Consider the following 22,233-nt stretch of genomic DNA (forward strand, 5'->3'; position numbering starts at 1 on the left):
CAGGAGCTACCCAGCATGAACGCATCGACCCAACGTCCGCCGTTCGCCGGCAAGACCTTCGAAGTCCGTTACGACGGCCTCACCGCGCTCAACGCGTACGACGAGGACGGCCGCCACATGCGCTACGCGATCACCGAAGGCCCGTACGCGGGCGCGAAGGGCGAAGTCGAATACACGTGGCAACGCATCGCCGGCGAGACCTACGCGATCTCGTGGCAGGAAGCCGATCGCGCGACCGTCGTGCATATCGACGACTTCGCCGCCGGCACGTCGCGCTCGTTCTTCACCGCGGCGTCGCTCGACTTCTACCGCCTCGACGGCAGCCTGCGCGCGGTCTGAACGGAGCAACCCGATCATGTCCACCTCCCTCGACAAGCTCGCCGCCGGCGGCTTCAGCATCGGCATCGAACTGCCGCTCGACAACGACTGGACCCCGTCCGGCAACGCCAAACGCCGGCATGACGGCCGCCACGCCGGCGTGCCCGACCTCGGCATCCACGCGGAGCTCGCGCAACTGGCCGACACGCTCGGCTTCCGCGCGCTCTGGGTGCGCGACGTGCCGGTGTACGACCCGTCGTTCGGCGACGCCGCACAGGTGTTCGAAACGTTCTCGTATCTCGGCTACCTCGCCGGCATCACGCACGACATCCTGCTCGGCACCGCGGCCGTCGTGCTGCCGCTGCGCGAACCGCTGCTGACGCTGAAATCGGCCGCGACGATCCAGGAGCTGAGCGGCGGGCGCCTGCTGCTCGGCGTCGCGAGCGGCGACCGGCCGGTCGAATATCCGCTGTTCGGCCGCGACTTCGCGTCGCGCGGCGCGAACTTCCGCGACCAGATCGCGCTGCTGCGCGACGGCGCGCGCGGGCATCTGCCGCCCGGCCTGGAAGTGCTGCCCGCGGCCCGTTCGCCGGTGCCGCTGCTCGTCGCGGGCCTCGCCCAGCAGACGCCCGCGTGGATCGGCGAGCACATGGACGGCTGCCTCGCGTATCCGGGCACGCCGGCCGACCACCTGCAACGCGCCGCGAACTGGCGTGCGGTGGCGGGCGACAAGCCGTACGTGAGCTTCATCCATCTCGACCTCGCGGAAGATCCGCACGAACCGCTGCAGCGGCACCGCTTCGGCGCGCGCGCGGGGCGCATCGCGCTGACGGAGGAACTCGCGGCGATGCGCGATGCGGGCGTGCAGCACATCGGCCTGCATTTTCGCCGCAACCAGCGGCCGCTCGACGAGACGATGGCCGAGATCGCATCGGACGTGCTGCCTGCGTTCCATCCGAAAACGAATCCACGGACGCTCGCCGCATAAGACCGGCGAGCACCTTCAGATAGGCGAATGGCCGATCAATATTTGATTTCAAATCAAATATTTTTGACCTCTAAAGGCGTTTATTTCATCAGTCTCAAGCGCCAGAATGACTTCCATACCGCAATCGTTCCAACTCTTTCAGGAGCACATGATGAGCAAGATTCCCGCATTCGGCCTCGGTACCTTCCGCCTGCAAGGCCAGGTCGTCATCGACTCGGTCCGCAACGGCCTCGACGTCGGCTACCGCGCGATCGACACCGCGCAGATCTACGGCAACGAAGCCGAAGTCGGCGAAGCGATCGCCGCATCGGGCGTACGCCGCGAAGACCTGTTCCTCACGACGAAGATCTGGGTCGACAACTACGCGCCGGAGAAACTGGCGGCCAGCCTCGAGGACAGCCTGCGCAAGCTGCGCACCGACGTCGTCGACCTGACGCTGATCCACTGGCCGGCCCCGGGCAACGGCGTGTCGATCGACGCGTTCATGACCGCGCTGGCGGACGCGAAGGCGAAGGGTCTCACGCGCCAGATCGGCATCTCGAACTTCAACATCGCACTGACGAAGGAAGCGATCGCGGCCGTCGGCAAGGATGCGATCGCGACGAACCAGATCGAACTGAGCCCGTACCTGCAGAACCGCAAGCTGGTCGAGTTCCTGAACGCCGAAGGCATTCACGTGACGTCGTACATGACGCTCGCGTACGGCAAGGTGCTCGGCGACCCGGTGATCGGCGCGATCGCGCAGCGTCACGACGCAACGCCGGCGCAAGTCGCGCTCGCGTGGGCGCTGCAACTCGGCTACTCGGTGATTCCGTCGTCGACCAAGCGCGAGAACCTCGCCAGCAACCTGCTCGCGCAGACGCTGCGCCTGACCGACGAAGACATGGCGCAGATCGCCGCGCTCGAACGCAACGGCCGCGAAGTCGACCCGGCCGGCCTCGCGCCGAAGTGGGACTGAGTAACCGTCTTCCGAGTCAAGCCCGATGAAGTGAATCGTCCCAAGGCGTGTTGGTTTTGACCATGGCATTGAGCATGGTTAGGAGCTTGCGCATGCAGGCAACAAGCGCGACCTTGGACAGTTTGCCGGCGGCCTTCAGGCGTTGATAGAAGGCTCTGATGGCGGGGTTGTAGCGTGTGGCAGTCAATGTAGCCATGTACAGCACGCGACGGATCGCGAAGCGGCCACCTTGAACCCGTCGTCGCCCATTACGTAAGCCGGAATCGCAAGCAATGGGAGCGACGCCAACGAGGGCTGCAATCTGACGGCGATTGAGCCGGCCCAATTCGGGCAGTTCTGCGATCAGGCAGGCGCTGGATACCGGGCCAATTCCATGTGTGGACTGCAACAGGCGGTCGAGTTCACCGAAGTGCTGGCGTACATGAGCGACCATCTGAGCGTCAATGTCATCGAGTTGTGCCTGGATGGCGGCAATGATAGCCAGCAGACTTGAATGCAGACCAACCGGCGTGATCTGGAGCCGCTGTCGCTCCGAAAGGAGCATGGTGAGTAGTTGGCGCCGTCGGGTCACCAGTGCAGCCAGCCACTGCTGCCGCTCGTCGGGAACGGGACGTAGCAAGCGGGACAGATCGTCCCGACGCAGTAGCACGGAAGCCAGTTCGGCAAGCATACGTGCGTCGATGGCATCGGTTTTCGCCAGACGTCCCATCGAGCGGGCAAAATCGCGTGCTTGCCGAGGGTTGACGACAGCGACCGGCAAACCCGCACCTTGCAAGGCGCACGCCAGCTCGGTCTCGTAGCCACCGGTCGCCTCCATCACGACCAACTGCACGTTCAGCGGCTGAAGGGCAACAGCCAGGGCCGAGTGGCCCTCGGCATCGTTGTTGAATCGACGGATGTCCAGATTGGCACCCAGTACGGAAACATCGACGTGAGCTTTTGCGACGTCAATGCCGACCGTTACGGCAGAAGGAGCAGACATGATCTTCGGATCCCATGCTTGTACATGCGCACTCGATGTAAATGGCGCGCGTAACCGTTCGGGCTTCAGGAAGACCAGCACGGCAACCGTGCGTTTTGTACTCAGTCACGGGCTCCAACACCCAAGCGCGGGGCAAACTGCACGGTCTCGTCTGGCTACCACCAGACTTTACCGTACTGGTCAGTACTGAACATACAAGCGCGCCGCGCCTTCATCCGATATGACCCGTCCGCGGCCCGCAGGCCGCGGCACCGACAGGACACCATCATGACCCAGGACCCGCTGTTCCAACCGCTGCAATTCGGTACGCTGACGCTGCCGAACCGCATCGTGATGCCGCCGATGACGCGCTCGCGCGCCAGCCAGCCCGGCGACGAAGCCAACGAACTGATGGCCGCGTACTACGCGCAGCGCGCGAGTGCGGGCCTGATCGTCAGCGAAGGCACCTACATCGCGCCGCTCGGCAAGGGCTACGCATGGACGCCCGGCATTCACACGCCGTCGCAGGTCGCCGGCTGGCGCAAGGTGACGGACGCCGTGCATGCCGCGCACGGCCGCATCTTCGCGCAGCTGTGGCACGTCGGCCGGCTGAGCCATACGAGCCTGCTCGGCGGCCAGCAACCGGTATCGTCGTCGCCGCTCCAGGCGAAGGGCGTGAACGTGTTCGTCGCCGGTGAAGACGGCAGCACGCCGGGCTTCGTGCCGGCGTCCGAGCCGCGCGCACTGTCGATCGACGAGATCCGCGAGATCGTCGACCAGTACCGCGCCGCCGCCCGCCATGCGATCGAAGCGGGCTTCGACGGCGTCGAGCTGCACGGCGCGAACGGCTACCTCGTGAACCAGTTCATCGACTCGAACGCGAACACGCGTACCGATGCGTACGGCGGCTCGCTGGAAAACCGGCTGCGGTTCCTGCGCGAAGTCACGCAGGCGCTGATCGACGGCACCGGCGACGCGTCGCGCGTCGGCATCCGCCTCGCGCCGTTGACCACGCTGAACGGCTGCGTCGATGACGATCCGGAAACCACCTATCTCGCCGCCGCGAAGCTGCTCGGCGAACTCGGCGTCGGCTACCTGCACATCGCGGAAGCCGACTGGGACGACGCGCCGCTGATGCCGGTCGCCTTCAAGCAGCAACTGCGCGCCGCGTTCCCGGGTGTGCTGATCTATGCCGGCGCGTACACCGCCGAGCGCGCCCGCGAAGCGATCGCCGCCGGCTGGGCCGACCTCGTCGCCTTCGGCCGCCCGTTCGTCGCGAACCCCGACCTGCCCGAGCGGCTGCGCACCGGCGCCGCGCTCGCGCCGCACGATCGCAACACGCTGTTCGGCGGGGGCGCCCGAGGCCTGACCGACTATCCGACGCTCGCGCAAGCCGCGGCGTAACACGCTACAGGAATCTGAAATGAAAACAACGCTCGCCCGGCTCGCGCTCGCCGCGATCCTGCCGTTCGCGGCCGCGCAAGCGGCCCACGCCGCCCCGTCCGCTCCGGCGGCCGACTGGTATCCGTCCGTCTATGGCGCGAACGACGAAATCGGCGCGGCCAACCTGCTGACGCCCGACGTCGTCAAGCAGGCGGTCGGCCTCGTGAAGGTCGGCAAGGCCTATCCGTTGGCCGTGCCGGTGGACAAGAACCTGCCGGCGTTCCGTCACCGCAGCTTCCGGCTATACAACGTGCAGGTCGGCCAGCAGGCCGGCAAGAGCCTCGGTCCGAACAAGTTCACGTTCAACGACGAACTCGTCAACGCATGGACCGGCGTCGGCACGCAGCTCAACGGCATCGGCCACATCGGCATCGACAACGTGTACTACAACGGCAACCGCGCGGCCGATTTCGTGACCGTCGACGGCGTGAAGAAGCTCGGCGTCGAGAAGGTGCCGCCGATCGTCACGCGCGGCGTCGTGCTCGACATGACCGCCTACTACGGCAAGCCGATCGTGCCGGGCGGCACCGAATTCACGGTCGCCGACATCCAGGCCGTGCTGAAGAAGCAGGGGCTGACGCTGCGCAAGGGCGACGTCGTGCTGTTCAACACCGGCTGGCTGGAGTTGGTCGGCAAGGACGACAAGCAGTTCCTCGAGGTCGAGCCCGGCATCGGCATGGAAGCCGCGAAATGGCTGGCCGACCAGGGGATCGTCGCGTTCGGCGGCGACACGTGGGCGTCGGAGGTCTATCCGAATCCGCACACGCGGGACGAATTCCCGATCAACCAGTACATGCTCGCGAAGCGCGGCATCTACAACCTGGAACTGATCGACAGCCGCGCGCTGGTGCGCGACAAGGCGTGGGAATTCCTGTTCGTGCTCGGCCAGCCGCTGTACGTCGGCTCCACGCAGGTCAACATCAATCCGGTCGCGATCCGCTGATCGCGTGCGCCCTGCGGCAATCGCGGCGACTATCGCCGCGATTGTCATTTCCGTATTGCAGCCTGTGCGATGGGCGTCTAATGTTGACGGGATCGACGCCGTACGACCGTCACCCGACTTGAAAGGACGCCCCCTCATGCCAAGCCGCTCCCTGACACGCGACATGCTGCTGGCCCTTGTGGCCAGTCTTTCCCTGTCGGCTTTCACCGCGCCCGCACACGCCGACGAGGCCGCCGGCCTCGCGCCGCCAGCACCGGCCACGCCGGTGCTGACGACCACCGCGACCGGCGTGCAGATCTATGCGTGCGAATACGATGCCGACCACCGGCTCGCGTGGGCCTTCAAGCGCCCGGAGGCGATGCTGTTCGATGAAAGCGGCACGCTCGTCGTGCGGCACGGCGCGGGGCCGTCGTGGGAAGCGCTCGACGGCAGCCGCATTACCGGCAAGAAGCTCGCGGAAATGCCGAGCGCAAGCGCGGCCAGCGTTCCGCAGCTGCTGCTCGCGGCGGCGCCGGCCGCAACCGGCACGCTCGCCGGCGTGCGCTTCGTGCAGCGGCTCGACACGGCGGGCGGCACGCCGCCGGCCGCGACGTGCACAACCGAGCATGCGGTCGGCCGCTTCCCGTACTTCGCGCGCTACGTGTTCCTGAAGTGACACGCACGGCGTCGCAAGCGACGGGCATCATCCCGTCGCCTTTCGCCATGTCCCAATTCAATCAGTGATCCTATATTCGATGCGGGGAAGCGTGAAATCGCCGACACCTTCGTTCCATCTGGTCAGCGTGTCCGCATCGACAATTCGACGTCGCCGCCGAACGGCACCGACAGATAGCCGTTTTCCGGTGCGCGCACGTAAGCAAGGTAGTCGGGGCTGTATTCCGCGTTGTCGGCCACGACGAACGCTCCCGCCCTGAGCCGCGGCTCGACCAGCGCGAGAATCTCCGGATACAGCGCCTTCGCTCCGTCGAGCAGCAGCAGATCGACCGCATCCGGCAGATCGTAAGCCAGCGTACGCAGCGCATCGCCTTCGCGAATCTCCACGAGATCAGCCAATCCTGCCGCCGTCAGGTTCGCCTGTGCGCGCACGACCTTCGACGGTTCAAACTCGCTCGTAATCAGCCGCCCGCCGCCGTTGTCGCGCAGCGCGGCCGCGAGATGCAGCGTCGAAATGCCGAACGACGTACCGAATTCGACGATTGCCGTCGCGCCGCCGCTGCGCGCGAGCATGTACAGCAGCATGCCCGTCTCGCGTGACACGGGAAGCGGGTAGTCCTTCAGGCGCGCATACAGATCGGCGTAGTCCGTCTTGCTGCGCATCAGCCGCGCTTGCTCGTCGCGCGACACGTTGGCGAAGGCCGGGCTCGTCGCGGGCGACGACGCGTCGGCTTCGTCGAACAGGCGCGCCAGCAGCGAAGCCAGCGGGTCGAGCATCAGGGTGGTCATGCGATATCTCCGGTAGCGGTTGAGTGCGTCGTTGCACCCGACTAGAATATGACGAACTATTCAGGTTTTACTATTCGCATTGGCAAACCGCTCATGACCGCCCGCCGAAACGCCCCGATCGCCACGCGCAAGCAGCCTCGGCAGGCGCGCTCGACCCGTCTCGTCGAGGACGTCCTGCAGGCGGCTATTCAGGTTTTGGCGAGTGAAGGTGCGCAGCGCTTCACGATGGCGCGCGTGGCCGAGCGGGCCGGCGTGAGCGTCGGCTCGCTGTACCAGTACTTCCCGAACAAGGCGTCCGTGCTGTTCCGGCTCCAGCACGACGAGTGGCGGCAGACGTACGACATGCTGTGCGGGATACTGCAAGACACGCGAAAGACGCCCCCGGAGCGGCTGCGCACCGCCGTCCACGCGTTCATCCGTTCGGAATGCGACGAGGCGCCGATGCGCATCGCCCTCGACGATGCCGCCCCGCTCTATCGCGACGCTCCCGAGGCGCGGGAAGTGAAGGTCGAGGGCAACCGGGCGTTCAGCGCGTTCATGCGCGAAGCGCTGCCCGACGCGCCTGACGCGACGCATGCGCTCGCGTGCGAGCTGATCCTGACGACGCTCACCACGGGCGGCAAGGCGTTCTCCGAAACGGCGCGCACGCCGGCGGAAATCGATGCCTATTCGGCCGCGATGGCCGACATGTTCTGTGCGTATCTCGCGCATCTCGCGCACGATTGAGGCCCGTGCCGACACGGAAACCGCGCACGCGCGCCGGCTGCATCGTCCGGATGCAGGTTGCGCACGGCGATGAACCCCGTCACCCGCCCCGGTTCGCACCGGCTTCCCGGTTCATCCTGAAAGCAGTTCGTAAAATCCAATGCCTCGCCCGCAGGCGCCCCACCCGTCGACCCTGCATTCAAATAGTCGCCTTAACGGATTCGAACTAGGCGTATACACGCGGGTCGACACGACGGAGCCCCGTTGCACGCCGATATAAGCGCTGCGACATGCGCTGCATGCTCTTCGCCCGATGGGACGTGATGGGCGGCTCGCCTAACCTTCGCTACGGCAAAGCACACGTGACGGGGTCGCCCACACCACGCGTCGTCCGACGCGACACCCTCGCGATCGTCTCGATTCGCACGTAACGACACGCATCACGCGTCATGCGTCCCCACGACGTTGCCGAACAATCCCAACTAGATACGAGACACCCTGACGACGGTTCGCTACGGGCCGTTTCAGCATGCTGATAAAGGAGCAAGCTCATGAGTGATACCCCGGTGCAGCCGACGGTCGGCGTCGGCGCGGAAGAAACTGACTTTGGCACCAAGGGAGTCATCGACCGCTACTTCGGCATTGCGTCGCGCGGCAGCACGCAGCGCCGCGAGATCATTGCCGGCGTGACCACCTTCCTCGCGATGGTCTATTCCGTGTTCGTCGTGCCCGGCATGTTCGGCAAGGCCGGCTTCGACACGAGCGCCGTGTTCGTCGCGGTGTGTCTCACCACCGCGTTCGGCTCGCTGCTGATGGGCCTGTGGGCAAAGCTGCCGATCGCGATCGGCTGCGCGATCTCGTTGACCGCGTTCACCGCGTTCGGCCTCGTGCTCGGCAAGGGGCTGCCTCCGACGGTCGCGCTCGGCGCCGTGTTCCTGATGGGCCTCGTGTTCACCGGCATCTCGATCACCGGCGTGCGTTCGTGGATCCTGCGCAACCTGCCCGCGGGCGTCGCGCACGGCACCGGGATCGGCATCGGCCTGTTCCTGCTGCTGATCGCGTCGAACGACGTCGGCCTCGTGATCAAGAACCCGGGCGCCGGCCTGCCGGTCTCGCTCGGCCAGATCACCGCGTTCCCGGTCATCATGTCGGTCATCGGCCTCGCCGCGATCTTCGGCCTCGAAAAACGTCGCGTGCCGGGCGGCATCCTGCTCGTCGTGATCGCGATCTCGGTGTTCGGCCTGATCTTCGATCCGGGCGTGAAATACCGCGGCATCTTCGCGCTGCCGTCGCTGAGCGCGCCGGGCCACGCATCGCTGATCGGCGCGATGGACATCAAGGGCGCGCTGTCGATGGCCGTGCTGCCGAGCGTGCTCGCGCTGGTGATGACCGCCGTGTTCGACGCGACCGGCACGATCCGCGCGGTCGCGGGCCAAGCCGGCCAGCTCGACGAGAACGGCCGCATCATCAACGGCGGCCGTGCGCTGACCGCCGATTCGATCAGCTCGATCTTCTCCGGTTTCCTCGGCGGCGCGCCGGCGGCGGCCTACATCGAGTCGAGCGTCGGCGTGGCCGCCGGCGCGAAGACGGGCCTCGCGGCGGCCGTGGTCGGCCTGCTGTTCCTCGTCGTGATGTTCTTCTCGCCGCTCGCGGGCCTCGTGCCGTCGTACGCCACCGCACCGGCGCTGATGTACGTCGGCCTGCTGATGCTCGGCAGCGTGAGCAAGCTGCACATGGACGACATGGTCGACGCGATGTCGGGCCTCGTGTGCGCGGTGTTCATCGTGCTGACCGCGAACATCGTGACGGGCATCATGCTCGGCTTCTCGACGCTCGTGATCGGCCGCCTCGCCAGCGGCGAATTCCGCAAGCTCAACGTCGGCACCGTGCTCATCGCGGCCGTGCTCGTCACGTTCTATCTCGGCGGCTGGGCCATCTGAGCCCGGGACATGCGCGACGTCGCCTGCAGAAGGGCGGCGCGCATCGGGACGACATCGTCTCCTCCACCATCGTCGTTGATGGTCTCCAGGCCTGGGAACGCGAGTTTCCAGGCTTTTTTTGTCCGTGCGGCGCAGCGTGACGCGCTCCGTGAAAACGGCGCGACGCCCGTTCGCGCCCGGTGCTACGATCGCGTTTTGCCTTCAGGAGTCGCGATGAACACCCTCGGCATCGTCTCCGAATCGAGCACCCGGGCCTCGGCGCGCAAGCCGCCGTTCATTCCGTCGTTCGGCTTCCACGAAGTGCACGAATCGCAGCCGATCGGCGCGCCGCCCGCGCGCATCATCGACGTCGTCGCGTCGCTCGACATGCGCGCCGATCCCGTCATCGACACGCTGCTGACGGTGCGCGAATTCCCGGCGGCCATCGCCGGCGCGCTGCGCAACGTACCGGCCGGCCCCGACCGCGCGCGCTTCGGCTTCGACGCCTTCACGCCGCTTCATCGCGACGACACGTCGCTGTCGCTCGGCTTGATCGGGCGCTTCTGGCGCCCGGCGCCCGACGTGCGCACCATCGCCGATGCCGACGCCTTCGTCCGGCACGACGACCCGCGCGACGCCAAGCTGGTGCTCCGGTTCGAGGTGGTCGGGCTCGCCTCGGGCGCGCACATCCTGCGCACCGAAACCTTCGTCCATTGCCCGAGCGCACGCACGCGCTGCCTGTTCACGCCGTACTGGCTCGCGATCCGGCTGGGAAGCGGCTGGATCCGGCGTCGTACGCTGGCGGCGGTCGAGCTCGCGCTGGCCTGATTCGCCGCGTCAGAACGGCTTGATCACGGCCAGCCCGACGACGAGCGCCATCGCGACGAGCGCCACGCCCGCCGTCTGCCCGAGCCACGGCGCCGGCACGACGACGAGATCGTCGCGCGCCATGCGCCGCAGCGTGCCGGCCAGGATTCCGTGCAGCACCGACAGCGCGACGACGATCGCGAGCTTCACCAACAGCCATGCGGTGCCGAACCAGTGACCGCTCAGCGCGAGCGCGATGCCGGCGATCCACACGATCGCGAGCGCGGGCGCCGTCACCGTGCGATCCCAGCGCCGCACCGCGCGATGCACGGCGAGGTTCGCGATCCGGACCGCGACCGACGACAACAGCAGCCCGCCGACGAACGTGACGACGGCGGCCAGATGCACGGCCTTCAGCACCAGGTAGATCATCGCGCGTGCCGCCTGCGCGCGATCCAGCCGGCGCTCGCCAGCCCCGCAAACGGCACGACGGCCGACAGCACGAGCCGCGCGACCTCGCCCTTGCTCCACAGCCCGCTCGACGCGGTGCCGACCACCGCCCACACGTACATCGCGAACGCGATGCCGTGAATCGGGCCCATGATCGATACCGCGACCGGATAACCGGCCAGATGCTTGAGCGGCACGGCCACGCACACCAGCGCGACGAGGGTGGTCGCCTCCAGCAGCGACAGGTATTGCAGGTTCCGCAACGCGTTGCGATCGTCTTGTGTCATCGGCAGGGCTCCAGGTAGTCCGCGGCGATTGTCGCGTGTAGTGCGGGTTCGAGCCATTGGCTAGAATGACATCTTTCAACGGATTCTGGCCACGGCCACGAATGCCATGCACACGGTCGCCGTGCTTGCTTTGCCCGATGTCGTCCCGTTCGATCTGGGTGTCGCGTGCGACACGTTCGCGCGCGTGCGGGCGCCCAACGTCGCGCAGGCGTACCGTGTCCGCGTGTGCAGCGACCAGCCGCGCGTCGGCGGCGACCTGTTCGAGCTGCGCCCGCCGTTTCGCCTCGATGCGCTGGCCGACGCCGACACGATCATGGTTCCCGGCACCTCCGTGCCGCTCGCGCCGACGTCGCGCCGCGTGCTCGACGCGCTGCGCGCGGCGGCCGCGCGCGGCTGCCGGATCGCGTCGATCTGCAGCGGCGCGTTCGTGCTCGCGGAAGCCGGGCTGCTCGACGGCCTGCGCGCGACGACGCACTGGCTCGCGGCCGCCGAACTCGCGCGCCGCTACCCGAACGTCGACGTCGATCCGAACGTGCTGTTCGTCGACAACGGGCGGATCCTGACGTCGGCCGGCGCGGCGGCCGGCCTCGATCTGTGCCTGCACATGATCCAGGCCGACTATGGCGCGGCGGTCGCCGTCGATGCCGCCCGCAGCGCGGTGGCGCCGCGCGTGCGCGAAGGCGGGCAGGCGCAGTTCATCGCGCCCGAATGGCCGGCCGGCGGCGACGGGCTGCACGACCTGCTGGACTGGCTGCACGCGAACCTGCGCCAGCCGCTGACGCTCGACGCGATCGCGCGCAAGGCGTCGACGAGCGTGCGCACGCTGACGCGGCGCTTCCAGGAGCAGACCGGCACGTCGCCCGGCCAATGGCTGCAGACCGCGCGCGTGCGGCATGCGCAGCAGTTGCTGGAGGTGACCGAGCTGTCGATCGAACATGTGGCGACGGAAGCCGGGTTCGGTTCGGTCACCGCGTTTCGCGAGCGCTTCGCGCGCATCGTCGGCACGTCGCCACAGCGCTATCGGCAGGCGTTCCGCGCGCGCGCCGATGCGTGACGTCGTCCGGATCGCCGCCTGAAGCTTGAACCCGCCGCCCCCTTTCGCGCCAACCGGACCCGACCGATGACCCGCATCCGCAATCCCCTGAACATCGCGCAGCTCCAGGCGTTCGTCTCCGCCGCGCACCTGAAGAGCCTGCGCGCCGCCGCGCGCGAGCTCGGCGTCACGCAGCCGGCGATCACGCATACGATCCGCGAACTCGAAACGGCGCTCAACGCGGAGCTGCTCGCGCGCAGCGTGCGCGGCGTCGAGCTGACCGCCTGCGGCGAGGCGCTGCTGCCGCGCGCCGAGCAGTTGCTCGGCGACGTCCGCCGCACGGTCGAGGCCGTCGAGCAGGTGAAAGGCGAGATGTCGGGCCGCGTCGCGGTCGGCACGATGCCGTCGATCGCGCTGACCGCGCTGCCGCACGCGGTGACGGCGTTCCGCCGGTCGATGCCGAACGTCAGCCTGCATCTGGAGGAAGTGACGGTGCCCGACGCGCTCGCGCAGTTGCGCAACGGCACGCTCGACATCGCTGCAATGCACCATGTGCCCGCGCTCGACCGCGATTTCACGCAATTGCCGCTGCTGTCGACCGAATTCACGATCGTGATGCGCGACGGCCACCCGCTCGCGCACGCGCGCCGGTTAGAGGAACTGCTCGACGCCGAATGGATCGTCACCGTCGGCGCCGAGCAGTTTCCGCACAGCGTGATGGTCGGGATGTTCGAGGCGCACGGGCTGCCGCTGCCGAAACGTCTGCTGCGCTCGCCGATGTCGTTCGCGGTGACGCTCGGGCTCGTCGCGCGCTCGGACGTGATCGGCTGCTTCACGCGCCCGCTCGCCGCGATGGTCGCGCCGCTCGGCATCCGCACGGCCGAACTGGACGAAAGCATGCCACGCTTCGACCTGTCGATCATCGCGCGGCGCGACCTGCTGCCCACGCCCGCCGTGTCGCACTTCGTCACCTGCCTGCAGCGCGCGGTCAACGAAACGCTCGGCTGAATCGTTCCTGTGGATGAAACGGCGGCGCACCCGGCGCGCCGCCGCCGGGCCCGGTATCGGGGCTTGTCCTAGGCGCCCCGCCGGTATTTTGTCTTGATAATCTTGCGCACGTCGCGCGCCCCCATCGGGCGGGCGAAACGGACTGTCCGACGCGAAGCCGCGGCGGGCCGAAGGCTTACGGCGCGGCACAACCGCGCACCCATCGAACAAAACGAGGAGTCACCGAGTGAAAAAGATTCTTGCGGCTGTGACCGTCGCCCTGCTCGCCGTATCGGCCGGCAGCGCGTACGCGAAGGACTGGTCGACCGTGCGGTTCGGCGTCGACGCAAGCTACCCGCCTTTCGAATCGAAAGGCGCCGACGGCAAGGTGGTCGGCTTCGACGTCGATCTCGGCAATGAAATCTGCCGCCGCATGAACGCGAAGTGCGTGTGGATCGAAAACGACTTCGACGGGATGATCCCGGCGCTGAAGGCCCGCAAGTTCGACGGCGTGCTGTCGTCGATGTCGATGACGCCGGCGCGTCAGGAACAGATCGCTTTCTCCGCGAAGCTGTTCAACACGCCGACGCGCCTCGTCACGAAGAAGGGCACGGGCCTGATGCCGACGGCCGAATCGCTGAAGGGCAAGTCGGTCGGCGTCGAGCAGGGCACGATCCAGGAAACCTACGCGAAGACGTACTGGGCCTCGAAGGGCGTGAACGTCGTGCCTTACCAGAACCAGGACCAGGTCTACGCCGACCTGATCTCCGGCCGTCTGGACGGCGCGCTGCAGGACGCGGTGCAAGCCGAGATCGGCTTCCTGAAGACCCCGCGCGGCGCGAACTTCGACTTCGCCGGCAAGGATCTCGACGATCCGAAGACGCTCGGCAACGGCGCCGGTATCGGCCTGCGCAAGGAAGACACCGACCTGAAGGCGAAGATCGACGGCGCGATCGCCGCGATGCGCAAAGATGGCACGTACGACAAGATCGCGAAGAAGTACTTCGATTTCGACGTCTACGGCAAGTAATACGGCCGACGAACGCGCGATTCGGCGCGACGGGAACGGGCTCCGCACGGAGCCCGTTTTTTTTTTGCGCACGACGCGGACGCCGTTATTTTTTCCGCGCCAAGCTGATGATTCTCAACGGAAAACCGCTTGTTCTGGCGCCGGTTTGATGGCGGCGAGGAAGGCAACGTACAATCGTTCTTCCACGCACACGGATCATTCGCGGCTGCGCCGCACTCCCCCCATCATGCAAACGCAGACCCATCCGCTGATTTCCCCCGCCGTCGGCACCGAACGCCAGATCACCAGCTTCCACTACGGCCCGCGCGGCGGCAAGAAGGTCTACATCCAGTCGTCGCTGCACGCGGACGAGTTGCCCGGCATGCTGGTCGCCACGCTGCTGCGCCGCAAGATCGCCGCGCTCGAGACGGCCGGCAAGCTGCGCGGCGAAGTCGTCATCGTGCCCGTGCCCAACCCGATCGGCCTGTCGCAACACGTGTTCGGCGATCATCTCGGCCGCTTCGAGCTCGGCTCGATGCAGAACTTCAACCGTAACTTCTACGATCTCGCGGCGCTCGTGCTGCCGCGCGTCGAAGACCGCCTCACGAACGACGCGCAGCGCAATCTCGCGGTCGTACGCACCGCGATGCGCGAAGCGCTCGACGAACAGAAACCGCGCACCGAACTCGATTCGCAGCGCCTCGCGCTGCAGAAGCTGTCGTTCGACGCCGACATCGTGCTCGACCTGCACTGCGACAGCGATGCGGTGATGCACCTCTACACGAACCCCGACCTCTGGGAAGACGTCGAACCGCTGGCGCGCTACCTCGATGCGCAGGCGTCGCTGCTCGCGCTGAACTCGGTCGGCAATCCATTCGACGAAATCCACAGCTTCTGCTGGTCGGATCTGCGCAGCCGCTTCGGCGACCGCTTCCCGATCCCGAACGGCGCGATTTCCGTCACGGTGGAACTGCGCAGCGAACGCGACGTGTCGTACGAGTTCGCCGAAAAGGATGCCCAGGCGATCATCGAATACCTGACCGAGCGCGGTGTCGTCGAAGGCACGCCGGCGCCGCTGCCGCCGCTCGCGCATCCGGCCACGCCGCTCGCGGGCACCGATCCGCTCGTCGCGCCCGTGTCGGGCGTGATCGTGTTCCGTACGCCGGTCGGCGTGATGATCGAGGCCGGCCAGGCCGTGGCCGACATCGTCGATCCGCTGACCGATCGCGTCGTCACGCTGAAGAGCAGCGTGTCGGGCGTGCTGTACGCGCGCCAGATCGTCCGTTTCGCGACGGCCGGCATGGAAGTCGCGCGCATTGCCGGCGCGACCGCGATCCGCACCGGTTCGCTGCTGTCGGCCTGAGCCTGCACGCCCGGCCCGCGCGCCGGGCCGCGGCGCGCGTCGCCGGCCCTCGCCTGCGTCAAACGAAATCGCCCGCTTGCGCGGGCGATTTGCTTTCCGAAGCGCGCGTCTCGCCGCCGATACCGTGTCGCCGGCCGCTACGCGTGAAGACCGCTCAGAACGCCGGCACGATCGCGCCGCCGAACTTCTGGTCGATGAACTTGCGCACGTCGTCCGATTCATAGGCCGCGACGAGCTTCTTCACCCACGGCTTGTCCTTGTCCTGCGCGCGCACCGCGATCAGGTTCGCGTACGGCCCGCGCAGATCCTCGATCGCGATCGCATCCTTCACCGGCGTGAGCCCGGCCTTGACCGCGTAGTCGGTGTTGATCGACGCGGCGTCGACGTCGGGCAATGCGCGCGGCAGTTGCGCGGCGTCGAGTTCGACGATCTTGATCTTCTTCGGGTTCTCGGCGACGTCGAGCGGCGTCGCGTTCACGCCATTCGTGCCGACGCCCGGCTTCAGCTTGATCACCCCGTATTTCTGCAGCAGCAGCAGCGCGCGGTTGCCGTTCGACGGATCGTTCTGGATCCCGACCTTCGCGCCGACCGGCAAATCCTTCAGCGACTTGAGCTTCTTCGAATAGAAACCCATCGGCGCGGTATAGGTGAGCCCGACGTTGACGATCTTGTAGCCGCGCTGCTTGATCTGGCTGTCGAGGAACGGCTGGTGCTGGAAGCCGTTCGCATCGAGATCGCCGGAATCGAGCGCCGCGTTCGGCTGCACGTAGTCGTTGAATTCGATGACCTTGATCGCGAGGCCTTCGCGCGCGGCGACCTTCGTCACTTCGGTCCAGATCTGCGCGTCGGGGCCGCTCATCGTGCCGATCTTCAGCGTTTGCGGGTCGGCGTGCGCGGCGGGCGCGGCGAATGCCAGCGCGGCGGCGAGTACGCCGAGGCCGGTCAGGATCGAATGTCGCATGGGGTGTCCTCTTGTCCCGTGTCGTTTGTTGGAGCACGGATCGTGGCACGGGGCCCGAGCGCCACCAACCAAGCTTATTTCATGTGCATATTCCTGATCGAGGTCGAACGACAGACAAATTCGGTATAACCCCGGATGTACATCCCGGGCAGAATTTAGGGCCTGCTTGCATAGGGAACGTGCATGCGAATGCCTGAAATCGCTCGCAGGGCCAGGAGTGAGGAGCGCCGTTTGGCCGCGCCAAACAAGCGACGAACGACGCCGCCATGCGGGCGATTTCAGGCATTCCCGTGGATTGAATTTTTAGTTTGGGGTTGCCACGAGAACGGCCGCTCGCCGCGTTGCGCTCCTTGCGAATACGCGAGTATTCGCGGCGTCGCGCGCCTCGCGAGCGGCCGTTCTCGTGGCAACGCATGCACGTTCCCTATGCAAGCAGGCCCTAATGTCGCATCGGCACCACACATTCTTCATATGACAGTCGCTGTCATATTCATTACGTGGCCCGCCGATAAAGTTGCGCCGGTCCGTGAAAGCGCCCGCAGAGAGCGCCGGAACCGCAACTGGACACGCCATTTATTCGCTCGGAGAATCCTTTGAACAAGAAACTGTTGACCATCGCCGCCCTGGCAGCAACGGCCGGCACGGCACACGCACAAAGCAGCGTGACCCTGTACGGCGTCATCGATGCCGGTATCAGCTACGTGAACCACAGCAAGACCGCCAACGGCGGCACGGGCAAGCTGTTCAAGTACGACGACGGCGTGGCCCAGGGCAGCCGTTGAGGCCTGCGCGGCACCGAAGACCTCGGTGGCGGCCTGAAGGCGATCTTCGTGCTCGAAAACGGCTTCAACAGCGGCAACGGCTCGATCGGCCAGGGCGGCGCGATCTTCGGTCGCCAGGCTTACGTCGGCCTGAGCCAGTCGCAATACGGCACGGTCACGTTCGGTCGCCAATACTCGTTCTCGACCGACATCCTCGGTTCGAACTACTCGACGGGTGGCAACACGGTCGCGGGTAACTATGCGTACCACGTGAACGACATCGACCAGCTCACGTCGAGCCGCATCAACAACGCCGTGAAGTTCCAGAGCGCGAACTATTCGGGCTTCACGTTCGGCGCGTTGTACGGCTTCTCGAACTCGACCGACTTCGCAGGCGCACAGGGCACGGGCACCAACAACACCGGCGGTTCGTCGCGCGCATACAGCTTCGGCCTGAACTACGCGAACGGCCCGATCTCGGTCGGCGCGGCGTACACGGACATCCGTTTCCCGAGCCAGTCGACGCCGGCCTTCTCGACGTCGATCGCGAACCTGAGCACCGGCAACGTCCGCGACCTCCGCACGTACGGCGTGGGTGGCCGCTACGTCTGGGGCCCGGCAACGGCATGGCTGCTGTGGACGCGTACGCAGTTCTCGACGGTGTCGGGCTCGGGCGGCACGTTCTACAACGCATACGAAGCGGGCGCGAAGTACGCATTCACGCCGGCACTGTCGGGCGGCCTCGGCTACACGTACACGAACGCGACGCAAAACGGCAACTCGTGGCACTGGAACCAGGTCAACGGTATCGCCGACTACGCCCTCAGCAAGCGTACGGACGTGTACGGCCTGGTCGTGTACCAGCAGGCTTCGGGCCGCGGCGTGCAAGCGCAGATCGGTTCGAGCACGAGCTACTTCAACACGTCGGGCACGGGTTCGAAGAACCAGATCGCCGCACGTATCGGTATCCGTCACAAGTTCTAAAGCATCCGCTTAACTGTCCGCTCAACCTGCGGATCACGACGGCAAGAAGCGCCCCGCTCCACGCGGGGCGCTTTTTTATGGGCTTTTAAGTTTCGCTTAATTCTGGGCTGAGAGGATGCTCTCACCCCCCCTGTTGGCCGCCTGAGCATCGGCGGCTTTTTTTTTAAACGCCGACGGCGCCGCCATCGATTGCCCACAAGACAGGATCGGAGGCCATGATGATCGAAGATACCGTTTTCAGCCATCTGCACGCGATTCTGACGTGCCAACACTCGCTGCCGGTCCAGAGCTGCCGCGTCTCGGTCGAAATGCAGCGCCCCTGGGGCCGCCCGTATCGCCTCGTCGAATGGACGATGCATCTCGACGCCCCCGCGCGGCGCCAGATCGTGCCGGCCGAATCGACCGACGAAGAGATCGCCGAGGTCGTCGCGTCGCACGTGCCGGGCCGGCTTTACGGCGACGGCCGGCTGCAGTTCTGAACGCGTCTGCGCGCCACCCGCTTCCCGTCTTTCGGCCGCGCCGCACGCATCGTGCGGCAGTCGGTCTCGTTTGACGCGGCAACGAAACCTGCTACGCTGCGCGTTTTCGTCCACGCAACACACGATGGAAAACGCATTCAACGAACGTGGCGTCATGGTCACGCGCAACGGCCTGTCGGCCGCGGGGCAGGTATTCGCACTGCGTGACATCCGCCACGTCGACGTCGTCAAGATTCCGAAGAACCGTCTCGTGCCGTCGCTGATCTCGCTGATCGGCGCGGCCATCGCCGTCGCAGGCGGCATCGCCGCATCGAGCGCCGCGCTCGTGGTCGGCGTGATGCTCGCCGTGGTCGGCTACCTCGCGTGGACCACGCAGGACATCACGTATCGGCTGATGGTCGAGATGCCCGACGGCAAGCGCGAAGCGCTGTCGAGCGTCGACGCCGAGTTCGTCGAACGCGTCGCGCAGGTCGTGCGCGACGCGCAGTCCGCCACCGCGGCCGGCTGATTCCGTTCGCCTTCGTGCCCGCGCCGGCTCGCGCGGGCAGGATGCACGCCGCGAATGTCGGTTCGCGGCGTTCGCGTTGAAACGCGCGGCGCCCGCCGCGCGCCGCCACCCCCTCCCCGCCACTGCACGCGCCGACCGCCTAGTATGGAAAGAGCGGCTCGCCGCCGCATCGTCCGAGGAGGCCAGCATGAACGCTCAATCGCTGTCCGGCATGCTTCGCGCGCAGGAACTGCTGATCGTGTCGATGATCCGCGCGCTTCCCCCTGATGCACGCCGTGCGCTCGTCGAGCTCTACACCGAGCAGATCGCGTTCGCCGAACAGGCCGGTATCGAAAGCCACGGCGATCGCGCCACGCACGACGCGTTCATCGCGCATGCGCGCAACCTGCTGATCCGCATCGAAGCGCTGGCCTGAGTTTCTCGAGACTTCCCCCGGCTCGCCCGAGCCGCGCAAGCGAGCGCTCACTCGCATGGGCCGTCTGGCGTCCTTGTATTGATAATAATTCTCATTTACACTGTTAAAGTTGTCAGTTGCCTTTCACATCGCCGTTTGCCGCCTGTCGCGCGCAAACGGGCCAGCCAGGTGAACGCGTCACCCAGCCAGCCTTCGGGCTTGTTATCGTCAATGGGAGACCACCTGTGCATTGCTATACGCTGGCGCGGCGGCCGATCTGTGCCGCACTGTTCGGCGCGTTCGGCCTGTCCGCCGCCCCGGCTCACGCCGATTCGTCGCCGCAAGGCGCCACCCCGCCGTCCGCCGTCCTGACCACCGCCGCCGCCTCCACGCGCGGCGACGCGGCGCTGCTCGATCCCGTCACCGTCACGGCCACCCGCACCGCCACCGCGGCGAGCCGCACGGCAGCGTCCGTGTCGGTGATCACCGACGAGGATCTCGAAGCGCAGCAGGCCACCAACATCAAGGACGCACTGCGCTACGAGCCGGGCATCACGGTGCGCCGCACCGCGTACCGTCCCGGCAGCGCCGCGCTCGGCGGCGGCCGCGACGGCGATTCGAGCATCAACATCCGCGGCCTCGAAGGCAATCGCGTGCTGCTGATGGAAGACGGCATCCGCCTGCCGAACGCGTTCTCGTTCGGGCCGCTCGAAGCGGGCCGCGGCGACTACGCGGATCTCGACACGCTCAAGCGCATCGAGATCCTGCGCGGGCCGGCGTCGGCGCTCTATGGCAGCGACGGCCTGACCGGCGCGGTGAACTTCATCACGAAGGACCCGCGCGACCTGCTGTCGGTCTACAACAAGCCTTACTACTTCTCGTTCCGGCCGAGCTACGACTCGACCGATCGCAGCATCGGCGCGACCGTGTCGGCCGCGGGCGGCAACGATCGCGTCCAGGGGATGATCATCGCCGACGGCCGGCGCGGCCACGAGGTCGACACGCGCGGCGGCAACAACACGGCAAGCACGCTGCGCACGACGTCGAACCCGCAGGACGTATATTCGGAATCGCTGCTCGGCAAGCTCGTGCTGACGCCAACCACGCGCGACACGATCAAGTTCACCGCCGAAACGGTGCAGCGGCGCGTGAGCACCGACGTGCTGTCGGCGATCAATGCGCCGACCACGCTCGGCCTCACGACCCACGACCGGCTCGAACGCAACCGCTTCAGCGTCGACTACGACTTTCGCGACGACGCGCTCCGCTGGTTCCAGACCGCGCACGTGCAGTTCTACTACCAGGACGCGAAGCAGGATCAATACGCGTTCGAGACGCGCGGCAAGCTGCCCTCGCGTTCGCGCGACAACCAGTACAAGGAACGCACGTTCGGCGGCGCCGCGTTCGCCGAGAGCGGCTTCGCGACCGGCCCGCTCGCGCACAAGCTGCTGGTCGGCCTGGACGGCAGCCTGTCGCGCGTGACCAACCTGCGCGACGGCACGGTGCCAGGCGTCGGCGAAGCGTTCCCGAACAAGGCGTTCCCCGACACCGACTACACGCTGTTCGGCGCGTTCGTGCAGGACCAGATCGGCTACGGCCGCCTGCTCGTCACGCCGGGCCTGCGCTTCGACACGTACCGGCTGAGCCCGACCGAGAACGATCCGCTGTTCACCGGCAAGGCCGTGTCGACGAGCGCGAACGAACTGTCGCCGCGCGTCGCCGTGCTCTACGAGATCACGCCCGCGGTCATTCCGTACGTGCAGTACGCGCACGGCTTCCGCGCGCCGACGCCCGACCAGGTGAACAGCAGCTTCTCGAATCCGGTGTACGGCTACACGTCGATCGGCAATCCGAACCTGAAGCCCGAAACCAGCGACACGTTCGAAGCCGGCCTGCGCGGCAAGGCCGGCACCGGCTACGGCATCGTGCGCTACAGCGCGGCCGCGTTCACCGGCCGCTACCGCAACTTCATCTCGCGCACGACGATCGCCGGCAGCGGCCGGCCGGTCGACCCGTTCGTGTTCCAGTACGTGAACTTCGCCGACGCACGCATTCATGGCCTCGAAGGCCGCGCCGAATGGGTGATGCCGAACGGCATCACGCTGAAGACGGCGATGGCGTTCACGAAGGGCTCGACGCAGAACGACGGCGCGGCCAGCCAGCCGCTGAACACCGTGAACCCGTTCTCGGCCGTGTTCGGCGTGCGGTACGAGCCGACCGAACGCTGGTTCGTGCAGACCGACCTGCTGTTCCAGGCCGCCAAACGCGACAAGGACGTCGACAAGTCCGACTGTTCGAACAAGGCGTGCTTCACGCCGCCGTCGTCGTTCGTCGTCGACCTGCGCGGCGGCTACCGCTTCAACAAGCACGTGAGCGCGACGATCGGCATCCGCAACCTGTTCGACCGCAAGTACTGGAACTGGTCGGACGTGCGCGGCATCGCGGCCGATTCGCAGGTGCTCGACGCGTATTCGTCGCCCGGCCGCACGGTCGCCGTCAGCATGAAAGTGGATTTCTGATGCGCGTTGCCCG

The 22,233-nt window shown here is 66.6% G+C and carries 22 protein-coding genes and 1 pseudogene; 18 read left to right on the forward strand and 5 right to left on the reverse strand.

Going from position 1 to position 22,233, the window contains the following annotated elements; translation table 11 throughout:
* Window positions 1–15 precede the first annotated feature (15 nt).
* The 3 genes from DTA15_RS03930 to dkgB all read left to right on the forward strand — a co-directional run bounded on the left by DTA15_RS03930 (window position 16) and on the right by dkgB (window position 2,264).
* Window positions 16–339, forward strand: coding sequence for a MoaF-related domain-containing protein (locus tag DTA15_RS03930; protein WP_006482596.1), 324 nt, complete (start codon window positions 16–18; stop codon window positions 337–339).
* A 16-nt stretch (window positions 340–355) separates the two neighbouring features.
* Window positions 356–1,306: an LLM class oxidoreductase gene (locus DTA15_RS03935; protein ID WP_006482591.1), complete on the forward strand. Its 951-nt coding sequence runs from the start codon at window positions 356–358 to the stop codon at window positions 1,304–1,306.
* Window positions 1,307–1,457: 151 nt separating this feature from the next.
* Window positions 1,458–2,264 carry a 2,5-didehydrogluconate reductase DkgB gene (gene dkgB, locus DTA15_RS03940; protein WP_034178340.1) on the forward strand — a complete coding sequence of 269 codons (807 nt, stop codon included), beginning with the start codon at window positions 1,458–1,460 and terminating at the stop codon, window positions 2,262–2,264.
* Window positions 2,265–2,280: 16 nt separating this feature from the next.
* Here the strand turns inward: dkgB and DTA15_RS03945 are convergent, their stop codons facing one another.
* Window positions 2,281–3,246: an IS110-like element ISBcen8 family transposase gene (locus DTA15_RS03945; protein ID WP_006476181.1), complete on the reverse strand. Its 966-nt coding sequence runs from the start codon at window positions 3,244–3,246 to the stop codon at window positions 2,281–2,283.
* Between the two features lie 267 nt (window positions 3,247–3,513).
* Here DTA15_RS03945 and DTA15_RS03950 point away from each other — a divergent pair, with 267 nt between their 5' ends.
* The 3 genes from DTA15_RS03950 (at window position 3,514) to DTA15_RS03960 (ending at window position 6,266) form a co-directional block, all read left to right on the forward strand.
* Window positions 3,514–4,629 carry an alkene reductase gene (locus DTA15_RS03950; protein WP_006482589.1) on the forward strand — a complete coding sequence of 372 codons (1,116 nt, stop codon included), beginning with the start codon at window positions 3,514–3,516 and terminating at the stop codon, window positions 4,627–4,629.
* 19 nt (window positions 4,630–4,648) lie between these two features.
* Window positions 4,649–5,611 (forward strand): cyclase family protein, encoded by a 963-nt coding sequence (locus tag DTA15_RS03955; RefSeq protein WP_006482595.1) that lies wholly within the window; start codon window positions 4,649–4,651, stop codon window positions 5,609–5,611.
* A 136-nt stretch (window positions 5,612–5,747) separates the two neighbouring features.
* Window positions 5,748–6,266: a DUF3455 domain-containing protein gene (locus DTA15_RS03960; RefSeq protein ID WP_012493588.1), complete on the forward strand. Its 519-nt coding sequence runs from the start codon at window positions 5,748–5,750 to the stop codon at window positions 6,264–6,266.
* A 122-nt stretch (window positions 6,267–6,388) separates the two neighbouring features.
* Here the strand turns inward: DTA15_RS03960 and DTA15_RS03965 are convergent, their stop codons facing one another.
* Complete coding sequence (locus tag DTA15_RS03965) at window positions 6,389–7,054, reverse strand: O-methyltransferase (protein WP_006482616.1); 666 nt, start codon at window positions 7,052–7,054, stop codon at window positions 6,389–6,391.
* A 48-nt stretch (window positions 7,055–7,102) separates the two neighbouring features.
* On the opposite strand from DTA15_RS03965, the gene DTA15_RS03970 reads away from it, so the two are divergent.
* From DTA15_RS03970 to DTA15_RS03980, 3 genes are all read left to right on the forward strand, one after another.
* A complete protein-coding gene (locus DTA15_RS03970; protein ID WP_006482583.1) occupies window positions 7,103–7,780 on the forward strand; it encodes a TetR/AcrR family transcriptional regulator in 678 nt (225 codons plus the stop codon).
* A gap of 530 nt (window positions 7,781–8,310) precedes the next feature.
* Complete coding sequence (locus DTA15_RS03975; protein WP_006494183.1) at window positions 8,311–9,699, forward strand: NCS2 family permease; 1,389 nt, start codon at window positions 8,311–8,313, stop codon at window positions 9,697–9,699.
* Window positions 9,700–9,912: 213 nt separating this feature from the next.
* Window positions 9,913–10,506 carry a hypothetical protein gene (locus DTA15_RS03980; RefSeq protein ID WP_006482602.1) on the forward strand — a complete coding sequence of 198 codons (594 nt, stop codon included), beginning with the start codon at window positions 9,913–9,915 and terminating at the stop codon, window positions 10,504–10,506.
* Window positions 10,507–10,515: 9 nt separating this feature from the next.
* On the opposite strand, the gene DTA15_RS03985 is transcribed toward DTA15_RS03980, so the two are convergent.
* Window positions 10,516–10,917, reverse strand: coding sequence for a CopD family protein (locus DTA15_RS03985; RefSeq protein ID WP_006482605.1), 402 nt, complete (start codon window positions 10,915–10,917; stop codon window positions 10,516–10,518).
* A complete protein-coding gene (locus DTA15_RS03990) occupies window positions 10,914–11,222 on the reverse strand; it encodes a DUF3817 domain-containing protein (RefSeq protein WP_006482618.1) in 309 nt (102 codons plus the stop codon). The genes DTA15_RS03985 and DTA15_RS03990 overlap by 4 nt, the downstream gene beginning before the upstream one ends.
* Window positions 11,223–11,328: 106 nt before the next feature.
* On the opposite strand from DTA15_RS03990, the gene DTA15_RS03995 reads away from it, so the two are divergent.
* The 4 genes from DTA15_RS03995 (at window position 11,329) to DTA15_RS04010 (ending at window position 15,614) form a co-directional block, all read left to right on the forward strand.
* Complete coding sequence (locus DTA15_RS03995) at window positions 11,329–12,276, forward strand: GlxA family transcriptional regulator (RefSeq protein WP_006491810.1); 948 nt, start codon at window positions 11,329–11,331, stop codon at window positions 12,274–12,276.
* Between the two features lie 66 nt (window positions 12,277–12,342).
* The gene (locus DTA15_RS04000) at window positions 12,343–13,263 is read left to right on the forward strand and encodes a LysR substrate-binding domain-containing protein (RefSeq protein ID WP_006489204.1); all 921 of its coding nucleotides are present in this window, start codon (window positions 12,343–12,345) and stop codon (window positions 13,261–13,263) included.
* A 226-nt stretch (window positions 13,264–13,489) separates the two neighbouring features.
* Window positions 13,490–14,272: an ABC transporter substrate-binding protein gene (locus DTA15_RS04005; RefSeq protein WP_006489206.1), complete on the forward strand. Its 783-nt coding sequence runs from the start codon at window positions 13,490–13,492 to the stop codon at window positions 14,270–14,272.
* Between the two features lie 226 nt (window positions 14,273–14,498).
* Complete coding sequence (locus DTA15_RS04010; RefSeq protein WP_006489202.1) at window positions 14,499–15,614, forward strand: succinylglutamate desuccinylase/aspartoacylase family protein; 1,116 nt, start codon at window positions 14,499–14,501, stop codon at window positions 15,612–15,614.
* A gap of 154 nt (window positions 15,615–15,768) precedes the next feature.
* Here DTA15_RS04010 and DTA15_RS04015 read toward each other — a convergent pair whose 3' ends face one another.
* Window positions 15,769–16,575, reverse strand: coding sequence for a MetQ/NlpA family ABC transporter substrate-binding protein (locus DTA15_RS04015; RefSeq protein ID WP_006489221.1), 807 nt, complete (start codon window positions 16,573–16,575; stop codon window positions 15,769–15,771).
* A 593-nt stretch (window positions 16,576–17,168) separates the two neighbouring features.
* On the opposite strand from DTA15_RS04015, the pseudogene DTA15_RS04025 reads away from it, so the two are divergent.
* From DTA15_RS04025 to DTA15_RS04045, 5 genes and pseudogenes are all read left to right on the forward strand, one after another.
* Window positions 17,169–18,320 (forward strand): annotated as a pseudogene (locus DTA15_RS04025) (porin).
* Window positions 18,321–18,538: 218 nt separating this feature from the next.
* A complete protein-coding gene (locus DTA15_RS04030) occupies window positions 18,539–18,799 on the forward strand; it encodes a DUF2866 domain-containing protein (RefSeq protein ID WP_011548992.1) in 261 nt (86 codons plus the stop codon).
* Window positions 18,800–18,923: 124 nt separating this feature from the next.
* Complete coding sequence (locus DTA15_RS04035; protein WP_012493589.1) at window positions 18,924–19,307, forward strand: DUF6232 family protein; 384 nt, start codon at window positions 18,924–18,926, stop codon at window positions 19,305–19,307.
* A gap of 187 nt (window positions 19,308–19,494) precedes the next feature.
* Window positions 19,495–19,722 (forward strand): hypothetical protein, encoded by a 228-nt coding sequence (locus DTA15_RS04040; protein ID WP_006489213.1) that lies wholly within the window; start codon window positions 19,495–19,497, stop codon window positions 19,720–19,722.
* 224 nt (window positions 19,723–19,946) lie between these two features.
* Entirely contained in the window at window positions 19,947–22,220 is a 2,274-nt protein-coding gene (locus tag DTA15_RS04045; RefSeq protein WP_006489211.1) for a TonB-dependent hemoglobin/transferrin/lactoferrin family receptor, read from the forward strand.
* Window positions 22,221–22,233: the final 13 nt, after the last annotated feature.

Source organism: Burkholderia cenocepacia (genome assembly GCF_900446215.1).
GTDB classification, from domain to species: Bacteria; Pseudomonadota; Gammaproteobacteria; order Burkholderiales; family Burkholderiaceae; genus Burkholderia; species Burkholderia cenocepacia.